The organism is Streptomyces sp. YS415 (assembly GCF_023544665.1).
In the GTDB taxonomy this organism is placed as follows: Bacteria; Actinomycetota; Actinomycetes; order Streptomycetales; family Streptomycetaceae; genus Streptomyces.
This window is the reverse complement of sequence record NZ_JAMJFL010000003.1, coordinates 217,082-235,749: the sequence shown is the minus strand read 5'-3', so window position 1 is coordinate 235,749 and position 18,668 is coordinate 217,082. Positions and strand designations below refer to the sequence as shown.

Sequence of the window (18,668 nt, the reverse complement as noted above, 5' to 3'; positions counted from 1 at the left end):
CCTCTCATCCCGCCAGGCTGAAACGCTCGAAGTGGATCTGCGGCTTGGGCACGCCCAGCTCGCGCAGGCTGCCCAGGACCGCGGTCATCATCGGGGGCGGCCCGCACAGGAAGACGTCCCGGTCGGCGATGTCCGGGACCATCCGGGTCAGCTCGGCGGGCGCCAGCCGGTCGGGGCTGACCGGGCCGGTCACCAGGTGCAGGTCGGCGCCCTTGGCGAGAGCCAGCTCGCGCAGCTCGTCGTACAGGACCGCGTCCCGGTCCCTGGCGACGCGGTAGACAACCACGGCGTGCCCCTGCAGCTCCTCCAGCAGCGCCCGGATGGGCGTGACACCGACGCCGCCGGCGATCAGCACGGCCCCGGGGCGGGTGCGGTGCAGGGCGGTGAACGCGCCGTAGGGTCCCTCGGCGAAGACGCGGGTACCGGGCCGCAGATCGCGCAGCCCCGCGCTGCCGTCGCCGGCCGCCTTGACGGTGAGCCGGAGCCCGCGGCCGTCGGGGGCGGCGGACAGGGAGAAGGGGTTCGCCTGCCACCAGCGGTCCTTCGTCAGGAACCGCCACAGGAAGAACTGCCCCGCGCGGGCGGGCAGCCGGTCGAGGTCGCGGCCGGTGATGTGGACGGAGACCACGGTGTCGGACTCCGGGACGACCGCCGAGACGCGCAGCCGGTGGCGCCAGTTCCGCCACAGCGGCAGGACCAGGCGGCCCGTGAACACCGCGCCGAGCGCGACGCCCCACAGGCCGTACCAGTAGGCCGTGGCGGCCGGCGAGGCGGTGAAGGTCGTACCGACCGCGACCTGGTGGGTGAAGGCCAGCACCACGGCGAGGTAGGTGTACAGGTGGATGAAGTGCCAGGTCTCGTAGGCGAGCCGGCGGCGGGCGAAGCGTCCGGAGACCGCCCCGACCACCAGGACGATCACCAGCGCGGCGACGGCCCGCAGCACGCCCTCGACGGTCTCGGCGAGGTCGACCAGCTGGTTGACCGGGTCGAGGCCGGAGGAGTCGGCGTAGCCGAAGGTGATGAATACGGCGTGCGCCAGCAGCGTCCACAGGATGCCGAAGCCGGTCCAGCGGTGCCAGGACGTCAGCCGGTCCATGCCGATCCGGCGGTCCAGCCACGGCAGCCGGGCCACCAGCAGCAGCTGGAACGCCATGAACAGGGCGCCGTAGAGCCCGGCGAGGCGGCCGAGGACGAGCAGCGCGTTGGCGGCGCCGAAGCCCGCGTCGACGAAGAAGCAGGTCACCACGGCCACGTTCGCGGCCAGCACGGCGTACAGGCCGGTGCGGGCCACCACCCTGGGGCGTAGCGCCGTGGGGGGTGCGGGGGGCGATTGGACGGTCGTCACGGGCGGCAGCTCCTCATGGGGGTCCGGGGCCTGGGTACTGAGCTTGGCCGCACGAAGCTGTCGATCAGCTGTCGTAGATCTTTCAAGTGGTTATCGATGTACCGGGGGCGGCCGACCGGGCTGTGGCACGGGGCGCCGGGTGGCGCAGTATGAGCGGGTGGAAAAAGTACGACTCCTCGTCGTGGACGACGACCCGCCGATCGCCGACCTCGTGGCGACGGTCGCCCGCTACGAGGGCTGGGAGGCGGTCACCGCGAACTCCGGCGAGGAGGCGCTGCGGCGCGCCGCCGAGTTCCGTCCCGACATCGTCGTGCTCGATCTGATGCTGCCGGACGTGGACGGCTTCGGGGTGCTGGACCGGCTGCGCCGCTCGGGGACGATGGTGCCGGTGGTGTTTCTCACCGCCCGCGACGGCGTCGCCGACCGGGTGGCGGGGCTGACCCGGGGCGGTGACGACTACCTGGTCAAGCCGTTCGCGGTGGAGGAGCTGATGGCCCGGCTGCGGACCGTGCTGCGGCGCAGCGCCGGGCCCGGCTTCCAGCGCTCGGTGCTGCGGGTGGGCGACCTGACGATGGACGAGGACACCCGCGAGGTGCGCCGCGGCGAGCGGCTGCTGACCCTGACGCCGACCGAGTACGAGGTGCTGCGCTATCTGATGCGCAAGTCGCCGACCGTGCAGACCAAGGCGCAGATCCTGGACCATGTGTGGGAGTACGGCTTCGGCGGCCGGTCCAACGTGGTCGAGCTGGTCGTCAGCAGGCTGCGCCGCAAGCTCGACGACACCGGCGAGCCGATGATCCACACCGTGCGGGGCTTCGGCTACGTCATCCGGCAGGCCGCCCGGTGATCGGGCGGCTGCGGCGGGCGTACGGCAGGACGCGCCTCGGCACCCGGCTGGCGCTGGGGGTCGGGACGCTGGCCCTGGTGGTGTTCGCGGTCGTCGGCACCGCGCTGACGACGTACATGCGCGACTACCTGTCCGCGCAGCTCGACACCCAGCTCGCGCAGGCGCAGGTCGCCCAGTCCAAGAGCATCGCGCACTACGGCACGCTGTCGGGCAAGAAGTACTGGCGCTGGTACTACGCCGTGTACGACGTGCGGGACGGCAGCCCGCGGCTGCGCACGCCCGAGACGGCCGGTGATCTGCCCGCGGACGTCGAGGAGTTCACGGCGGTGGCCCGGGCGCGGTCCGCCTCGGACACGGAGGTGCTGCGCACCGGGCACCTCGAGGGCGAGGGGCAGTACCGGCTGCGCGCCTGCGAGGTGGAGCCGGGCGTGGTGCTGGTCAGCGCGGCGCCCATGGACGAGATCGACGACACCGTGGGCCAGTTGATCACCATCCAGGCGGTCACCTTCGGCCTCGCCCTGCTGGCCCTGGTGGTGGCCGGGCGGTCGCTGCTGCGGCGCGGTCTGCGGCCGCTGAGCGACATGGCGCACACCGCCCGGGGCATCACCTCGCACGATCTGACGGACTCGGCCCGGCTGCCGGTGCGGCACGACGGGCGCAGCGGCGGACCCGAGGTGGAGGAGCTGCGGACGGCGTTCAACACGATGCTGGAGCACATCGACGAGGCCCTCGCGGTGCGCGCGGAGGCCGAGCAGCGGCTGCGCCGCTTCGTCGCGGACGCCTCGCACGAGCTGCGTACGCCGCTGATGTCGGTACGGGGGTACGCGGACCTCTTCCAGTACGCGGCGGCCAACGCCCCCGAGGAGCGGGACAAGCACCTGGCGCGGCTGCGCGCGGAGGCGGCCCGGATGGGTTTCCTGCTGGACGACCTGCTGCTGCTCGCCCGGCTGGACGCGGCGGAGGCGGAGACCCCGCTGCGCCCCCGGGAGACGGATCTGGTGGAGCTGGTCCAGGAGGCCGCGGACGCCTTCCGCGCGAGCCACCCGGGCCGTCCCCTGACGGTCGCGCCCGGCCCCGCGGCCCTGTCGGCCCGGGTGGACGCGCAGCGGATCCGGCAGGTTCTGGACAACCTCCTCACCAACGCGGCGATGCACACCCCGCCCGGCACGCGGGTGCGGGTGGGCCTGTCGGTCTCCGGCGGCACGGCCCGGATCCGGGTCGCCGACGCGGGCCCCGGCATCCCGCCCGCCGACCGCGACCGGGTCTTCGACCGCTTCTACCGGGTCGACAAGGCGCGCAGCCGCGACCGCGGCGGCAGCGGTCTGGGTCTGGCCGTGGCCGGTTCCCTGATCCGGGCGCACGGCGGCACGATCGAGCTGAGCAGCGAGCCCGGCGAGACGGTCTTCACGGTCACCCTGAGCCTGGTCCCCTAGGTCCGGTCCCCTGAGGTCCGGTCAGGTCCCCTGAGCCCGGCCCCCGAGTCTTACGAAGCCGTGACGTGCCGGGCGCGGTCCGGTAGTCCGCAGGTGCCCCGGCCTAGCGTGGGCGCCATGCGTGTACTGGTCACCGGCGGCGCCGGGTTCATCGGGTCCCACATCGTGCAGGCGCTCGCGGAGCACGGTCACGAACCCGTCGTGTACGACGTCCGCGCCGACCCGGTGTCCGACGTGCGCGACCCGGAGGCGGTGCGCCGCGCCCTGGCCGGCGTGGACGCCGTCTGCCACCAGGCCGCGATGGTCGGGCTCGGCACCGGTTTCGCGGACGCGGCGGAGTACGTCTCCCGCAACGACCTAGGCACCGCCGTGCTGCTCACCGCCATGGCGGACGCAGGAGTACGGCGGCTGCTGCTCGCCGGGTCGATGGTGGTGTACGGCGAGGGCCGCTACACCTGCGCCCGGCACGGTGTCGTCCGTCCCGGACCGCGTGCCGTGGCCGACCTGGACGCCGGACGCTTCGAGCCGCGCTGCCCGGAGTGCGGGGCCGGGCTGTCGCCGGAGCTGGTCGCGGAGGAGGCGCCGGCGGACCCGCGGAACGTGTACGCCACGACCAAGCTCGCCCAGGAGCACCTGGCGGCCGCCTGGGCCCGGGTGACGGGCGCCCAGGCGGTGTCGCTGCGCTATCACAACGTGTACGGGCCGGGCATGCCGCGCGACACCCCGTACGCCGGTGTCGCCTCCTTCTTCCGCTCGGCGCTCGCCCGGGGCGAGGCCCCGCGGGTCTTCGAGGACGGCTGCCAGCGGCGGGACTTCGTGCACGTACGGGATGTGGCGGCGGCCAACCTGGCGGTGCTGGAGGCCGGTTCGCCGCCGGGGGTGCTGGTGGCCCGCAACGCCGGCAGCGGCGACCCGCACACGGTCGGCGAGATGGCGCACGCGCTGGCGGCGGCGTACGGCGGGCCCGAGCCGGTGGTGACCGGGGAGTACCGGCTGGGGGACGTACGGCACATCACCGCCGACTCCGCGCGCCTGCGGGCCGAGTTCGGCTGGCGGCCGAAGGTCGGATTCGAGGCGGGGATGCGGGAGTTCGCGCAGGACGCCTGACGCGGTCAGCCCTGGGCGGCCGGCAGCGTCACCTCGAAGCGGCAGCCGCCGGGGATGTTCCGTACGGTGGCCCGGCCCCGGTGGGCCTCGACGATGCCGCGCACGATCGCCAGGCCGAGGCCCGCGCCGGCCGGCGGGGTACGGGCGTCGGTGCCGCGCCAGCCGGTGTCGAAGACGCGCGGCAGGTCCTCCTCGGGGATGCCGCCGCAGCCGTCGGTCACCGACAGCAGCACCCCCTCGGGGACGCGTTCGGCGGCGATCGCGACCGTGCCGTCGGACGGGGTGCGGCGGATCGCGTTGATCAGGAGGTTGCCGAGGACCCGGCTCATCTCCTTGCCGTCGACCTCGACCGGCAGCGGTTCCACCCCGTCGCCGACGAGCCGGACGCCGTGCTCGCGGGCGAGGGGGTCCGCTCCCGCGAGGGCGTCGCCGACGAGGTCGTACAGGGAGACCCGGGTGGGGCTGAGGGCGAGGGCGCCGGCGTGGATGCGGGAGAGCTCGAAGAGGTCGCCGACCATGGCGTTGAGGCGTTCGACCTCGGTGCGGATCTGCCGGAGGTAGCGGTCGGGGTCGGCGGCGACGCCGTCCTCCAGGGCCTCGGACATCGCGCGCAGTCCGGCCAGCGGGGTGCGCAGGTCGTGGGAGATCCAGGCGACGAGTTCCCGGCGGGAGGACTCCAGGGCGCGTTCCCGTTCCCGGGACTCGGCGAGGCGGGCGCTGGTGGTCTCCAGCTCCCGGCTCAGGGCGGCGAGTTCGGCGGAGGCGGGGCCGTCGGGGGAGGTGAAGGCGCCGCCGTCGCCGAAGGAGCGGGCGGCGAGGGCGAGGGCGCGGCTGCCGGCGACGACCCAGCGGCCCAGCAGCAGGGCGGTGGCCAGGGAGACCACGGCGGCCATGGCGACGACCAGGGTGACGACCTTCAGGTCGTGCTCGGACAGGAACATCGCCTGGGCGACGGCGAGGGTGCCCGCGAGCATCGCGGTGACGGCGACGGCGGCCACCACCGCGAGGTGCACGGCGAGCGAACGGCGGCGGATCAGCCGCAGGACGCCCGCGCCGAGTATTCCGGCCGCGGCGGCGCCGAGGAAGGCGAACAGGGCGATGAGGAGGGTGTCCCGCACGGTCAGACCCCCTCGAACCGGTAGCCGACGCCCCACACGGTCTGGATCAGCCGGGGGCGGGCCGGGTCGTCCTCGACCTTGCCGCGCAGCCGTCGCACATGGACGGTGACGGTCGACAGGTCGCCGAAGTCCCAGCCCCACACCTCCCGCATCAGGTCCTCGCGGCTGAACACCCGCCCCGGGTGCCGCAGGAAGTAGGTGAGCAGGTCGAACTCGCGGATGGTGAGGGAGAGTTCGGCGCCCTCCTTGACCGCGCGGCGAGCCGCCGGGTCGACCGTGAGTCCGGCCCCGCGCAGCAGCCCCGCGGGCTGGGCGGGGCGGACCCGGCGCAGCACGGACTCGACGCGCAGGACGAGTTCGCGGGGGCTGAACGGCTTGGTGACGTAGTCGTCGGCGCCGACCTCCAGGCCGAGGATCCGGTCGTCCTCGTCGCCGCGCGCGGTGAGCATGATGACCGGGACCGGGCCCTGTCCGCGCATCCGGCGGCACACCTCCAGGCCGTCCATGCCGGGCAGCATCAGGTCCAGGACGACGAGGTCCGGCCAGTGCTCGGCGGCCCGGGCGAGGGCGTCCGGGCCGTCGCCGGCGCGGTCGACGAGGTAGCCGGCGCGGTCGAGGTAGCCGGAGACCACCTCGGCGACGGTCGGGTCGTCGTCGACGACGAGGACCCGGGGCTGCTGCTGTTCCATGCCGCCAGCCTCGCACCACGTCTGGCCGGATGCGGCGCCCGGCCGCCGACGTCCTTGTTCCGTAAGGAGCCGGTGCCCGATCCGCCCTTTTTGCGCTCGTAGGGTGAACGGTGTGACCACCTCTCCCGCCGCACCACCGGACCCGGCGCCGGTCGATGTCGTCCTGCCCTGCCTCGACGAGGCCGAGGCGCTGCCCTGGGTGCTGGAGCGCATCCCGCCGGGCTGGCGCGCGCTGGTCGTCGACAACGGCTCCACGGACGGCTCGGCCGCCGTCGCCCGCGCGCTCGGCGCGACGGTCGTGCGGGAGGAGCGGCGTGGATTCGGCGCCGCCTGCCACGCGGGCCTGACCGCCGCCACCGCCGAGGTGGTGTGCTTCTGCGACTGCGACGCCTCCCTCGACCCGTCCGACCTGGTGCCGTTCGTGGACCGGATCCGGTCCGGGGCGGCCGACCTGGTGCTCGGCAGGCGCCGGCCGCAGGGCCGGGGTGCCTGGCCCGCGCACGCCCGCGCCGGGAATCTCGCGCTCTCCCGTCTGCTGCGCCGCCGCACCGGCCTGCGGCTGCACGACCTCGGCCCGCTGCGGGCGGCCCGCCGCGAGGAGTTGCTCGCCCTCGGCCTGACCGACCGGCGCAGCGGCTATCCGCTGCAGATGGTGGTCCGTGCCTGTGACGCGGGCTGGCGGATCGCCGAGTACGACGTCCCGTACCGTCCGCGCACCGGCGCCTCCAAGGTGACGGGCACCTGGCGCGGCACGTGGCAGGCGGTGCGGGACATGAGCCGGGTCCTGTCGGACCGGGAGGCCCCCGCATGACCACGCCGCCGGCCATCACCGGGACACCCCGTCGCACCCCGGAGAAGGAGGCCGCCGACGGGACGTGGCAGGCGGTGCGGGACATGCGCCGAGCGCCGACGGAGCGGAGCATGAGCGGGGTGACGGCGCCGCGGGACGGGAGCGGGGCGTCGGCGCCGCGGACCACGAACCCGGCGCCCTCTGTCACCGGCGAGCAGGCATCCGACGGCACCCGGCAGGCCCTGCCGGACATGAGCCGGATCCCGGCGGAGCGGGAGGCCCACGCATGACCACGCTGCTCGTCATCGCCAAGGAGCCCAGGCCGGGCCGGGTGAAGACCCGGCTGACGCCTCCCTTCACCGCCGAGGAGGCGGCGGCCCTGGCGGAGGCGGCGCTGGCGGACACGCTGGAGGTGGTGGCCGCCACGCCCGCCCGGCGCCGCGTGCTGGTCCTGGACGGAGCGCCGGGCCGCTGGCTGCCGCCCGGCATCGAGGTCGTCCCGCAGGTCGGCGGCGGCCTGGACGAGCGGCTGGCCGCGGCTTTCGGTGCCTGCACGGGCCCGGCGCTCCTGATCGGCATGGACACCCCCCAGGTGACACCGGACCTCCTGACGGTGGACTTCACCGCCTGCGACGCCTTCTTCGGTCCCGCGGAGGACGGTGGCTTCTGGGCCCTGGGTCTCGCGGACCCGGACCCGGCCCTGCTCCGGGGCGTCCCGATGTCTGTGCCGCACACGGGCGCGGAACAGCGGGCCCGGCTGGCGGGGCTGCGCGTGCGGGAGCTGCCGGTGCTGCGGGACGTGGACACGGCGGCCGACGCGCGGCTGGTCGCGCGGGCCGCGCCCGGGGGACGGTTCGCGGCCCTGCTGGAGGAGTTCACGGCGGTGGGCCGCCCATGACCTCCTTCGCCCGCACCGCACCCGCCCGTACCTGGTCGGCCGACCCCTACACCCGCGCCCTGCGCACCGGCCGGGGCCCGCTCTTCCTGCGCCGGTCCGACGGCCGGCTGCTCCCGCTGGACATAGAACGCTGGTGCGCGCGGGCCGACGCCGCCGACCTGGACGTGCTCCGGCGCTGCGAAGGCCCGGTCCTGGACGTCGGCTGCGGCCCGGGCAGGCTGGTGGCCGCCCTGGGCGAGCAGGGCCGCCCCGCCCTCGGCATCGACGTCAGTGCAGCCGCCGTCGCCCGCACCCGTCAGCTGGGCGCTCCCGCCCTGCACCGCTCGGTCTTCGACCCGCTTCCCGGTGAGGGCCGCTGGGGCACCGCCCTGCTCATCGACGGCAACGTCGGCATCGGCGGCGACCCCCGCACGCTCCTCGCCCGGACGGCCCGACTCCTGCGCGCAGGAGGCCTGTTGATCGCGGAGACCGTTCCCGTACCCGACCTCGACGAGCGCGTCCTGGTCCACGTCACCGACGCCCACGGCACCGAGGGCACCCCCTTCCCCTGGGCCCGCATCGGCACCGCCGCCCTGCTGCGGCACGCCACCCGCGCCGGATGGCGTGCCGTCGCTCAGTGGACCGCCGGCGGCCGCTCCTTCGCCGCCCTGCGCACCCGCAGCGCGCACAGCGCCGCCGAGGCGCCGAACAGCACGGCCGTGATGAGCAGCCAGCGCGCCAGGAAACCGTCCGGGGAGAGTCCGGTGGCCGAGCGGTAGCGCTCCTCCACCCGGCCGGTGATCAGCGGGAACCACACGAGCAGCAGCAGCGCGGAGAACGCGGCGGGCACCCGGACGTACATCACGTACCGTCCGGCCGCCGCCCCGAGCGCCCGGTCCGCCACCGCGTACAGCGGCAGCAGGACCAGGTCGTGCAGCACGGCCGCGCCCGCGAACCACAACGCGATCCGGAACCAATCACCCTCCAGCAGCCGCACGCCCGCGTATCCGGCGAGCGCGAACGAGCAGACGAGCAGCAGGATCTGCAGCGGGCTGCCGAGGGGAAGCCGCGGTCGCATCACAGGTCTCCGAACGTCATCCGGGCCACCCACTTGGTGTTGAGCACCCCGGGCGCCGCGGGCACGATGACCCGGGCCGGCCGGCCGTGGTCGGGGGACAGTTCCTCGCCGTTGACGAACAGGGCGAGCAGGGAACGCGGGTCGGCGACCTGGTTGGCGCGCAGGGCGGCCCGGCGGAACGCGCCGCGTTGCTGCAGCGACTCCACGAGGACGTCCGGCGGATCGTCGTAACCGACGAGCGCGGCCAGATCCCGCAGCCGTACGCCGCGCCACGACTGGTCGGAGGTCGACCAGCCCTCGACGCAGGCGATGGGCAGCGCGGCGCTGTGCGCGGGGAGCCGCAGCAGATCGGCGCGGCTGAGCCGGACGGTTCCGGTGCGGCCGGTGACGACCAGGCGCCAGGCGTCGTCGGCCGTGTCCGCGGGGCGGATCCCGGCGTATGCCGCCGTCTTGTTGATCTGGAAGCCGTTGGGGCCCTCGCCCGGGTCGCCGGGCCCGTGCGGGGCGAGCAGGGCCGTCCAGCGCAGTGCGTCGGAGTTCTGCCCGGCGGTGGTGGCGAACAGCAGCAGCGATCCGCCTCCGACGAACCACAGCGCACCGCGCCGGGAGACGGTCGGCTCGGCCGGATCGCTCGGGACGAGGTCGTCGCGCTCCTCGCGCAGCTGCCGCAGGTTGCGCAGCGCGAGCGGCAGCTTGAGGGCGAGGTGCGCGAGGAACGCTGCGAAGAACACCCACGCCCCGTAGAAGTGCAGCGGGTAGAAGGAGCCCGGGAAGAGGTAGTCCAGCTGGACGTTGAGCACTCCGGTCACGAACTCGAACAGCGCGCCGCCGACCAGGAGCAGCAGCGAGATCCGCTCCAGGGCGTGGGCCAGGGAGCGGACGGGCGGCAGGGTGAACAGCCGCGGTACGACCGACCACAGCTTGGCCAGCAGCACCGGGATCAGGGTGATGCCGAGGGTGACGTGGACGCCCTGGTCGAGCCGGTACAGCCAGTGCGGGTCGGTCGGCCAGGCGAAGAGGTAGAAGCCGAGGATCCCCTTGTCCGGGGTCTTGTCGTTCACCGGCGACAGATCGGGGTTGTAGGCCGCGTACGACACCAGTCCCGTCACGAACAGCACCGTGATGCCGCCGAGCAGCACCACGCCCAGCACCGAGGTGAGCCAGGGGCCGCGCAGCGGACTGCGCCAGAAGCCCGGTGCGAAAGGAGACCGTTTCATGTCCCGACCGTAGGCCGGGAGCAGTGCCGCGAAGCGTTCACGAACCATGACGAATCTCTGACGTCCGCGCCTGTCAGCCGTCCGGTCCAGGCCCCGCCGCCCTAGCGTGCGGACGTGACCCGCCTTCCCTCCCGCGACCTTCGCCGCGACCTGTACGCCGCCGCGGCCGCCGCGCTGCTCTTCGCGGCCGCCGCCCTCGTCGGCACCGCCGTCGAGCACCGTGACGGCACTCTCTTCGTCAACTGGCCGCCGCTGCTGGCCGACTGGGGCCCGCACGCGGGGCCCGGCACCGCGGCGGCGCTCGTCGTCGCGGTCGCGGTGGTGGCGTACGGCCCGCCGCTGGCCGCCCGGCTGCCCTGGCGCGGGCTGCTGCTCGCCGTGTGGGGCGCGGGCACGGCCTGGACGTTCTCGCTGGCGCTGGTCGACGGCTGGCACCGCGGCATCGCCCGCCGCCTGACGACCCGGTACGAGTACCTCCAGGTCATCGACCGCTTCGACGACATCCCGGCCGCCCTGCGGGGGTTCACCGACCACATCCTGCTCGGCTCGCCCGACCACTGGCCCGCGCACGTCGCGGGCCACCCCCCGGCGGCCCCGCTCACCTTCGTGTACCTGGACCGGATCGGGCTCGGCGGCGGCGCCTGGGCGGGCGTGTGGTGCATCGTCGTCGGCGCCACGGCCGCGCTCGCGATCCTCGTCACCGTGCGCGCCCTGGCCGCCGAGCGACTCGCCCGCCGTGCCGCGCCGTTCCTCGTCCTGGCGCCGGGCGCGGTGTGGCTCGGCACGTCCGCCGACGGGTACTTCGCGGCCGTGGCCGCCTGGGCGGTGGCGCTGCTGGCGCTGGCGGTGACGGGCCGCCGCCCGCTCTGGACGGGCCTCGCCTCCGGCCTCCTGTTCGGCCTGACGGTGTACCTGTCGTACGGCCTGACCCTGTACGTCGTGATCGCGGCGGCCGTGCTGTTCCTGGGCTCGGCACGCGTACGGCCGCTGCTGTTCGCGGGGGCCGGTTTCCTGGTGGTCCCGGCGGTGTTCACCGCGCTGGGCTTCCACTGGTGGGAGGCGTACGACCTGCTGGTCACCCGCTACCACCAGGGCGCCGGCGGCACCCGGCCGGGGGCCTACTGGGTGTGGGCCAACCTCGCCTGCCAGGTCCTGGTGGTGGGCCTCGCGACGGCGGCGGGGCTGCCGCGGACCGGTGTGGTGCTGCTGCGGCGGCCGGGCGCGGCGGAGGTCCGGCTCGCGGTGCTGGTGGGCGCCGCGCTGCTCGCGATGCTCGTCGCCGACCTGTCGGGGATGAGCAAGGCGGAGACGGAACGCATCTGGCTGCCGTTCGCCCTGTGGCTGCTGCCGTCGTGCGCGTACCTCACCGCTCCCCGTGCCTGGCTCACCGCCCAGGCCGCCCTCGCCCTGCTCGTCAACCACCTGCTGTGGACGGGCTGGTGACGGAACCGCTCCCGGTCAGGGCAGGAGCTGCTCGGTCCAGATGACCTTCCCGTGCGGGGTGTAGCGCGTGCCCCAGCGCTCGGTGAGCTGGGCCACCAGGAAGAGCCCGCGACCGCCCTCGTCCTCGCTGCGCGCCCGGCGCAGCCGCGGCGAGGTACCGCTGCCGTCGGAGACCTCGCAGATCAGGGCGCGGTCGCGGAGGAGGCGGAGCTGGACGGGGCCGGTGGCGTGGCGGATGGCGTTGGTGACCAGTTCGCTGGCGACGAGTTCGGTGGTGAAGGCGAGCTCGTCCAGGCCCCAGGCGGCGAGCTGTTCGGTGACCGCGGCGCGGGACCGGGAGACGACCGCGGGGTCGCTCGGCAGCTCCCACTGGGCGACCCGGTCGGGCCCGAGGACATGGGTGCGGGCGACCAGCAGGGCCACGTCGTCGCTCGGCCGGGCCGGGAGCATCGCGTCCAGGACCGCCTCGCAGGTGTCCTCGGGAGAACGTCCGGCGCACCTGAGGACGGCACGGAGCCGGTCCAGGCCGGCGTCGATGTCCCGGTGGCGGTCCTCGACCAGACCGTCGGTGTAGAGCACCAGCTGGCTGCCCTCGGCGAGTTCCAGCTCGGCGGTCTCGAAGGGCATCCCGCCCAGTCCGAGCGGCGGTCCGGACGGCAGGTCGACGAAGTCCACCGAGCCGTCGGGACGGACGACCGCGGGCAGGGGGTGCCCGGCGCGGGTGAGGGTGCAGCGCCGGGACACCGGATCGTAGACCGCGACCAGGCAGGTGGCGCCGATGCCGCAGGTCTCCGGAGGGGCGCTCTCCACCGCCCAGCCCTCGCCCCGGTCGAGCCGTCCGACCAGGTCGTCGAGGTGGGTGAGGAGATCGTCGGGGGGCAGGTCGAGGGAGCAGAAGTTGTGCACGGCGGTGCGCAGCCGGCCCATCGTGGCGGCGGCGTGCAGCCCGTGCCCCACGACGTCGCCGACGACCAGTGCCACCCGCGCGCCGGAGAGCGGGATGACGTCGAACCAGTCGCCGCCCACGTCGGCGTGCGCGGGCAGGTACCGGTAGGCGACCTCGACGGCGCTCTGCTCGGGCCGCCCCTTGGGCAGCAGGCTGCGCTGGAGCGCGAGCGCGGTGTTGTGCTCGCGGGTGAAGCGGCGGGCGTTGTCTATGCACATGGCGGCCCGTCCGCCCAGCTCCTGGGCGAGGGAGAGGTCGTCGTCCTCGAAGGGGGCGGGGTTGGCGCAGCGGTAGAAGCTGACCACGCCGAGGGTGGCGCCGCGGGCCCGCAGCGGGACGGTGATCAGGGAGTGCGTCCCGGCCGCGAGCACCCGGTCCAGCCGTACCGGGTCCTGTGCGTACCAGCCGCCCGCCCGGGACAGCACCGGTTCCAGCACCGCCCGCCCGCTCTCCAGGCTGCGGGCCTGCGGGGTGGAGGCGACGTACGCGAAGCCGTCGCCGACGTGGTAGAGCCGCGGCTCGTCGTTGCGGCTGTGCAGGGCGACCCGGCGCAGCGGGACGTCCGCGCCGACCGGCGCGGGCTCCTCCCCGTTCAGCACGGCGTCGGGCAGGTCGACGGCGGCGAAGTCGGCGAACCGGGGCACGGCCACCTCGGCCAGCTCCTCCGCGGTGCGGGTGACGTCGAGGGTGGCGCCGATCCGCGCCCCGGCCTCGTGCAGCAGCTCCAGCCGTCGGCGCGCGAGGAGCGCCAGCCGCCCGACCCCGGGCTCCCCGACCAGCACCAGCCGTCCGCCGGTCGCGTCGCCGGTGTCGGCCGGGACGGTGAGGCGGGCCGTGGCCGCCGTCGGCGGGGGCGTCGGCGGGGTGAGGGCGACCGGGCGCGGATGCCCCAGGACGCGGGCCTCGACGACCACGCCGGTCTCCCCGGCCGCGCCCACGACCTTGCGGCGCATCAGGGTGGCGGTCCGGCCGCCGGTCAGGTTCACCTCGTCGAGGATGCGGTGCGGCGAGGCCAGCAGCGCCTCGGCCTTCTCCCGCAGAACGGCCAGGTCGATCCGGCCGAGCCCGGTGCCGTCGGACTCCGGGCCCGTCTCGGGGCCGGCCTGCCGGTAGGCGGCGAGCAGCGCCCGCTCCCGCTGGGTGGACTGCTCCAGCAGCCGTCCCTCGATGGCCTGGGCGGCCTCGCGCACCAGCCGGAGCATGATCGGGTCGCTGTCGTCGCGCAGGCAGGTCAGGTCCAGTACGGCCTCGATCCGCCCGCTCAGCGGGTCGCGGACCGGGGCGCCGACGCAGGCGAAGGGCTGCAGGCAGTCGGCGAAGTGCTCCCGGCCGACGACCTGGACGGGCCCGCGCTCGACCAGCGCGGTGCCGACGCCGTTGGTGCCCGCGGCCTGTTCGGAGGCGTCGAAGCCGGGGGCGAAGCTCACCGCGTCGAGCCGGTCGAGCAGCGCCCGCCCGCCGCCGAGCCGCTGGACGATCCGCCCTTGCCCGTCGCACAGGGCGATGGTCGTGCCGAGTCCGCCGAGGGATGCGGCGAGCTGCCCGAGGACGGGTTCGGCGGCGCGCAGGAACCGCTCGCCGAGGACCACGCCGGGGTCGTAGGGGATGTCCAGCCGGTCCGGTTCGAGCCCCGCCGACCTGCACCGCTTCCAGGACGCCAGCACGGAGTCCCGGACCTCCGCGTCGACACGGGCTCCGGCGAGGAAGCGTTCATGGGCATCGACGAGTCCGCCGATGTCGTCCCAGGCGACGGACAAATGGCTCACTTCCCTCAGGCGATTTCACCCTAGACCCTATGTGACCCACCTCACAACAATGCGTGAAAGGGGTGAAAGGGGCGCACGGGGGAGCGCGACGGCCCCGGAGCGGCGGGGGTGTGACGGAGGACACCCCGCGGTGGCGGGACTTTTTACCCGCAGCGCTGATTGTTTCGGGTTGCCCGCCCGTATCTCCGGGTGTCCGAGCCGTTCGCCTCAGGAGGTCCGATGCGCATCTCGCGCAGCACGGCGGGAACCGTCTTCGTCGGCGGCGCCCTGGTGCTCACCCTCTCCGCTCTCGCCTACCCCGCGATGCTGGGGGTGGAGAACACGTCGTCCGACACGTCGCGCATCATCGCCAACACGCAATGGGGGCCGCTCACCGAGGCGGACCGGGACTTCGTGGTCAAGGTGCGGGCGGCCGGACTGTGGGAGTACCCGCTCGGCGAGATGGCGCTGGAGCGCGGCACCAACGAGGCGATGAAGGAGGTCGGCAAGCATCTGCTCGTCGGCCACTCGGGCCTCGACGCGATGTGCCGCAAGATCGCGCCCGAGCTCGGCATCACACTGCCGAACCAGCCGAGCCCGCAGCAGCAGCAGTTCGTGGCGACCGCGGACTCCAAGACGGGCAAGGAGTTCGACTCCACCGCGGTGACCATCATGCGGGTGGCCCACGGCCGGATCTTCCCGGCCGTCGCCAGCATCCGGGCCAGCACGCAGAACACGCTGGTGCGGCAGCTCGCGGACCTGACCAACGACACGGTCCTGGACCACATCACGGTGCTGGAGAAGACCGGCCTGGTCAACTACGAGCAGGTCAACTTCCAGCAGACCTCCCCGCCGAAGCTCCCCGACGAACAGCTCACCCCGCCCCCGCCCCAGCCCGGCTCCCCGGTCCTGGTCCTCAAGCCCCGCCCGGACCTCAACGTCAACACGGCCTCTCCGACCCCCAACCCGAACCCGAGCCCCAGCGGGACGATCGGCTGACCGGCGAGCACCCCGGGCCTCCGCCGGGCAGGGTCACAGCGGCTTCGCCGGCCAGTCCAGCAGGCGGGCTCCGATCACCGCGGTCTGCAGGGTGTACCGCTGGACCGGGTCGGCCGGGTCCGCGCCGGTCAGCTGGCGGACGCGGTCCAGGCGGTAGGTCAGCGCGCGCACGCTGAGCGACAGCCGGCGGGCCGCCTCGGCGGCCACGCAGCCGCAGTCGAAGTAGGCGGTGAGCGTGTCCAGCAGGGGCCGCGCGCCGCCGCGGGCCTGCCGCAGCGGGCCGAGGGCACTGATCACGAGGTCGGCCATGGCCTGCCGGTCCCGGGTGAGGACCGGGTAGACGAGCAGGTCGGCGGCGTGCAGCACCGGCTCGCCGAGCTCCAGGCGCTCGGCGAGATCGAGGGCGTTCAGGGCCTCCTCGTAGGACTGGACGACACCGGCCGGCCCCGGGTGCGCGCGGCCGATCGCCACCTGGCCGCCGTCGGTGACGGCGTGGGCGTGCTGGGCGAAGTGGGCGAGGACGTCGTCGTGGTTGCCGGGGGCGATGCAGACCATCCGGCCGTCCTTGGTGGTGAGCAGGATGCTGCGGTCCCCGAACCGGCCGATGAGCGCGCGCTCCACCTCCCGGGGCACGGGGTCGCCGTCGTCGTAGGCGGTCCCGCCGCAGGCCACGGCGACGGCGGGCGCGTGCGACAGCCGCAGCCCGTACCGCTCCGCCCGCTGCGCCAGCAGGCCGAGGTCGCTGCGGCCGTAGAGCAGATCGTCCACGAACTCCCGGCGCGCGGCCTCCTCCTGCCGTACGGCGTCCCGCTGCGCGCGTTCGTAGCCCTCGGCGAAGGCGTCCAGGGCCTGGGCGGCCGCGGCCAGCACGGCGTCCACGGAGCCGGCGGCCGGCCGGCCGGCGCGGGTCTCCGCCATGTGGGCGGCGACCATGGCACGCAGGCCGAGCCCCGCCTCCGCCGCACGTTCTCCCAGGTCACGGCGGGATTCGAGCTCCGCGCGGGTGAGTCGGCGGCCGGTGGCGGAGGCGTCGGCGAGGATGTCGCGGTAGCCGGTCAGATACTCCGCATACGCGTCCGGCCCCGCCATCGGCGCTCCCCCGTTCTCCGGTCCGTCGTGCGTCGCTGTGCCGCGCGTCGTGTGTCGTGTGTGGCGTGTCGTGTGTCGTTCCGACATCGCTTTCTACGTCGTTTTCCCACGACTTTCCAGCGTGCGGAGCCGCACGGAACAGCACGGACGCTCCCCGGGCCGCCCGGATTCAGCCCGTCTTCCAGCCGTTGCGGGTGTCGATGCGCTCCCACTCGACGGCCCACTGTTCGAGGCGCCGGCGCTCCATCAGCTGCCGGACGACCCACACCGTGCCGAGGACCACGCCGGACGTGCACAGCGCGGCCAGCGTGCCGCCGGAGACGGCGTGCAGTCCGATCTCGCCGCTGCTCAACGGCGGGGCGGTGACCCGGCCGTGGCCGTCGGTCCAGACAGGGACCTTCGCCCCGGCCCTGGTCCTGGGCGCCACGCGCGCGTCGTCGGAGCGGGCGGTGCCGTCGGGATCGGTCCAGCTCACCCGGGCCCACACCCGGTAGTCGGCCGGCACCCGGGCGGGCACCTTGTCGTCCGCGTCCTCCATGAGCACCGCCGACACCTGCCGGCTCTGCGCCCGCCGGTCCTCGGCGGCCCGCTCCACCGCGCCGACCGCCAGCAGGCCCGCCAGCGCCCCGCCCACCAGGGCCAGCAGCCAGCCGCCGAGCACCACCCAGGCCTCGACGAGGTCGCAGCGCCGCCGCAACGGGCTGCGCCGCCACCGCCACATCCGTATGCGTTCGCACCGTGGCTCAGCCATCGGCCGACACCCCCTGGAGAGCACCGACAGCACACTCCCAGTGTGCGCCCGCGCGGCGGGTACCGCGCCCGGCCGTACACGTGCCGCCTTCATCAACCGTTCAACCAGCGTGGCCGAAAATCGACTGTTCCCCGGGCTCCGCCCACCCAAGTCGCATCCGGCGAATGTCAGTTCGCCTAAGTTGGGCATCACCTGATCAACGAAGCCACCGCAGGAGGCCGCACCGTGTCGGACGTCGATCCCCAGATCCGCGCGTCGATGGAGATACGCGCCCGCATCGACACGACGAAGCCGCACTCGGCGCGCTTCTGGAACTACTTCGTCGGCGGCAAGGACAACTACGAGGTCGACCGGGAGATCGGCGACCAGATCAAGGAGATCTTCCCCGGTCTGGTCGACGTCGCGGTGTCCAGCCGGCACTTCCTGGGCCGTGCGGTCCGCCACCTGGCCGGGGAGCAGGGCATCCGCCAGTTCCTGGACATCGGTACCGGCCTGCCCACCGCCGACAACACCCATGAGGTCGCCCAGCGCGTCGCCCCGGACGCCCGGATCGTCTACGTCGACAACGACCCCATCGTCCTGGCCCACGCCAACGCCCTGCTCACCAGCACCCCCGAGGGCAGGACGGCCTATCTGGACGCCAACCTCTACGAGCCGAAGTCAGTGCTCGAAGCCGCCGCCGAGACCCTCGACCTGTCCCAGCCGGTCGCCCTGATGATCCTCAACACCCTGGGCCATGTCGCCGACCACGCGCAGGCCGTGGACCTGGTGCAGCGGCTGATGGCGGGCCTGCCGTCGGGCAGCTACCTGGTGGTCAGCGACAGCACGGCCACCAGCGAGGGCATGATCGCCGCGTCCGCGGCCTACAACGCGAGCGGCGCGGTGCCGTACTACGTGCGCAGCGTCGGGGACATCGCCGCCTTCTTCGACGGCCTGGACCTGGTGGAGCCGGGCGTCGTCCCGGTCACCGACTGGCGCCGCGACGAGACCGGCCCGCAGGCTCCGGTCACCGCCGTGGACGCCTACTGCGGGGTCGGCCGCAAGGCGTAGGGACGGCTCACTGCCGAGGGGGCCGTTCCACAGGCGCGGAACGGCCCCGCCCGTTCCTTCCGATGCGCACGCCCTGACCCGTTTCTTCGATGGGCCGTCGGTTTCCGGACTCCATGGCGTCACATCCAGCGGGCACCTTTCGCT

17 protein-coding genes are annotated in these 18,668 nt (G+C 74.2%); 10 read left to right on the top strand and 7 right to left on the bottom strand.

Going from position 1 to position 18,668, the window contains the following annotated elements; genetic code table 11:
- Positions 1-4: 4 nt before the first annotated feature.
- Positions 5-1,345: a ferredoxin reductase family protein gene (locus M8H82_RS05760; RefSeq protein ID WP_250071322.1), complete on the bottom strand. Its 1,341-nt coding sequence runs from the start codon at positions 1,343-1,345 to the stop codon at positions 5-7.
- Between the two features lie 157 nt (positions 1,346-1,502).
- On the opposite strand from M8H82_RS05760, the gene M8H82_RS05755 reads away from it, so the two are divergent.
- From M8H82_RS05755 to M8H82_RS05745, 3 genes are all read left to right on the top strand, one after another.
- Positions 1,503-2,192, top strand: coding sequence for a response regulator transcription factor (locus M8H82_RS05755; protein WP_250071321.1), 690 nt, complete (start codon positions 1,503-1,505; stop codon positions 2,190-2,192).
- Complete coding sequence (locus tag M8H82_RS05750; protein ID WP_250071320.1) at positions 2,189-3,625, top strand: HAMP domain-containing sensor histidine kinase; 1,437 nt, start codon at positions 2,189-2,191, stop codon at positions 3,623-3,625. Before M8H82_RS05755 ends, M8H82_RS05750 begins: the two co-directional genes overlap by 4 nt.
- A 117-nt stretch (positions 3,626-3,742) precedes the next feature.
- Positions 3,743-4,732, top strand: a complete 990-nt coding sequence (locus M8H82_RS05745) for an NAD(P)-dependent oxidoreductase (protein WP_250071319.1) — start codon at positions 3,743-3,745, stop codon at positions 4,730-4,732.
- A gap of 5 nt (positions 4,733-4,737) precedes the next feature.
- Here M8H82_RS05745 and M8H82_RS05740 read toward each other — a convergent pair whose 3' ends face one another.
- Entirely contained in the window at positions 4,738-5,850 is a 1,113-nt protein-coding gene (locus M8H82_RS05740; RefSeq protein ID WP_250071318.1) for a HAMP domain-containing sensor histidine kinase, read from the bottom strand.
- A 2-nt stretch (positions 5,851-5,852) separates the two neighbouring features.
- Entirely contained in the window at positions 5,853-6,539 is a 687-nt protein-coding gene (locus tag M8H82_RS05735; RefSeq protein ID WP_250071317.1) for a response regulator transcription factor, read from the bottom strand.
- Between the two features lie 103 nt (positions 6,540-6,642).
- Between M8H82_RS05735 and M8H82_RS05730 the strand changes: the two genes are divergently transcribed.
- The 4 genes from M8H82_RS05730 to M8H82_RS05715 are packed head-to-tail and all read left to right on the top strand — an operon-like array spanning position 6,643 to position 8,985.
- The gene (locus M8H82_RS05730) at positions 6,643-7,350 is read left to right on the top strand and encodes a glycosyltransferase family 2 protein (protein ID WP_250071316.1); all 708 of its coding nucleotides are present in this window, start codon (positions 6,643-6,645) and stop codon (positions 7,348-7,350) included.
- Complete coding sequence (locus tag M8H82_RS05725; RefSeq protein WP_250071315.1) at positions 7,347-7,619, top strand: hypothetical protein; 273 nt, start codon at positions 7,347-7,349, stop codon at positions 7,617-7,619. The genes M8H82_RS05730 and M8H82_RS05725 overlap by 4 nt, the downstream gene beginning before the upstream one ends.
- Positions 7,616-8,227, top strand: coding sequence for a DUF2064 domain-containing protein (locus M8H82_RS05720; protein WP_250071314.1), 612 nt, complete (start codon positions 7,616-7,618; stop codon positions 8,225-8,227). The genes M8H82_RS05725 and M8H82_RS05720 overlap by 4 nt, the downstream gene beginning before the upstream one ends.
- Positions 8,224-8,985 carry a bifunctional 2-polyprenyl-6-hydroxyphenol methylase/3-demethylubiquinol 3-O-methyltransferase UbiG gene (locus M8H82_RS05715; RefSeq protein WP_250071313.1) on the top strand — a complete coding sequence of 254 codons (762 nt, stop codon included), beginning with the start codon at positions 8,224-8,226 and terminating at the stop codon, positions 8,983-8,985. Before M8H82_RS05720 ends, M8H82_RS05715 begins: the two co-directional genes overlap by 4 nt.
- Positions 8,986-9,283: 298 nt before the next feature.
- Here the strand turns inward: M8H82_RS05715 and M8H82_RS05710 are convergent, their stop codons facing one another.
- On the bottom strand, positions 9,284-10,501 hold the full coding sequence (locus M8H82_RS05710; RefSeq protein ID WP_250071312.1) for a molybdopterin-dependent oxidoreductase: 1,218 nt from the start codon (positions 10,499-10,501) through the stop codon (positions 9,284-9,286).
- A gap of 114 nt (positions 10,502-10,615) precedes the next feature.
- Between M8H82_RS05710 and M8H82_RS05705 the strand changes: the two genes are divergently transcribed.
- The gene (locus M8H82_RS05705; protein ID WP_250071311.1) at positions 10,616-11,944 is read left to right on the top strand and encodes a hypothetical protein; all 1,329 of its coding nucleotides are present in this window, start codon (positions 10,616-10,618) and stop codon (positions 11,942-11,944) included.
- A gap of 15 nt (positions 11,945-11,959) precedes the next feature.
- Here M8H82_RS05705 and M8H82_RS05700 read toward each other — a convergent pair whose 3' ends face one another.
- The gene (locus tag M8H82_RS05700; RefSeq protein WP_250071456.1) at positions 11,960-14,647 is read right to left on the bottom strand and encodes a SpoIIE family protein phosphatase; all 2,688 of its coding nucleotides are present in this window, start codon (positions 14,645-14,647) and stop codon (positions 11,960-11,962) included.
- Positions 14,648-14,875: 228 nt separating this feature from the next.
- Here M8H82_RS05700 and M8H82_RS05695 point away from each other — a divergent pair, with 228 nt between their 5' ends.
- Positions 14,876-15,634, top strand: coding sequence for a DUF4142 domain-containing protein (locus M8H82_RS05695; RefSeq protein WP_250071310.1), 759 nt, complete (start codon positions 14,876-14,878; stop codon positions 15,632-15,634).
- A gap of 33 nt (positions 15,635-15,667) precedes the next feature.
- Here the strand turns inward: M8H82_RS05695 and M8H82_RS05690 are convergent, their stop codons facing one another.
- Positions 15,668-16,723, bottom strand: a complete 1,056-nt coding sequence (locus M8H82_RS05690) for a CdaR family transcriptional regulator (RefSeq protein ID WP_250071309.1) — start codon at positions 16,721-16,723, stop codon at positions 15,668-15,670.
- Between the two features lie 169 nt (positions 16,724-16,892).
- A complete protein-coding gene (locus M8H82_RS05685; protein ID WP_250071308.1) occupies positions 16,893-17,474 on the bottom strand; it encodes a hypothetical protein in 582 nt (193 codons plus the stop codon).
- A 258-nt stretch (positions 17,475-17,732) separates the two neighbouring features.
- Here M8H82_RS05685 and M8H82_RS05680 point away from each other — a divergent pair, with 258 nt between their 5' ends.
- A complete protein-coding gene (locus M8H82_RS05680; protein ID WP_250071455.1) occupies positions 17,733-18,524 on the top strand; it encodes an SAM-dependent methyltransferase in 792 nt (263 codons plus the stop codon).
- Positions 18,525-18,668: the final 144 nt, after the last annotated feature.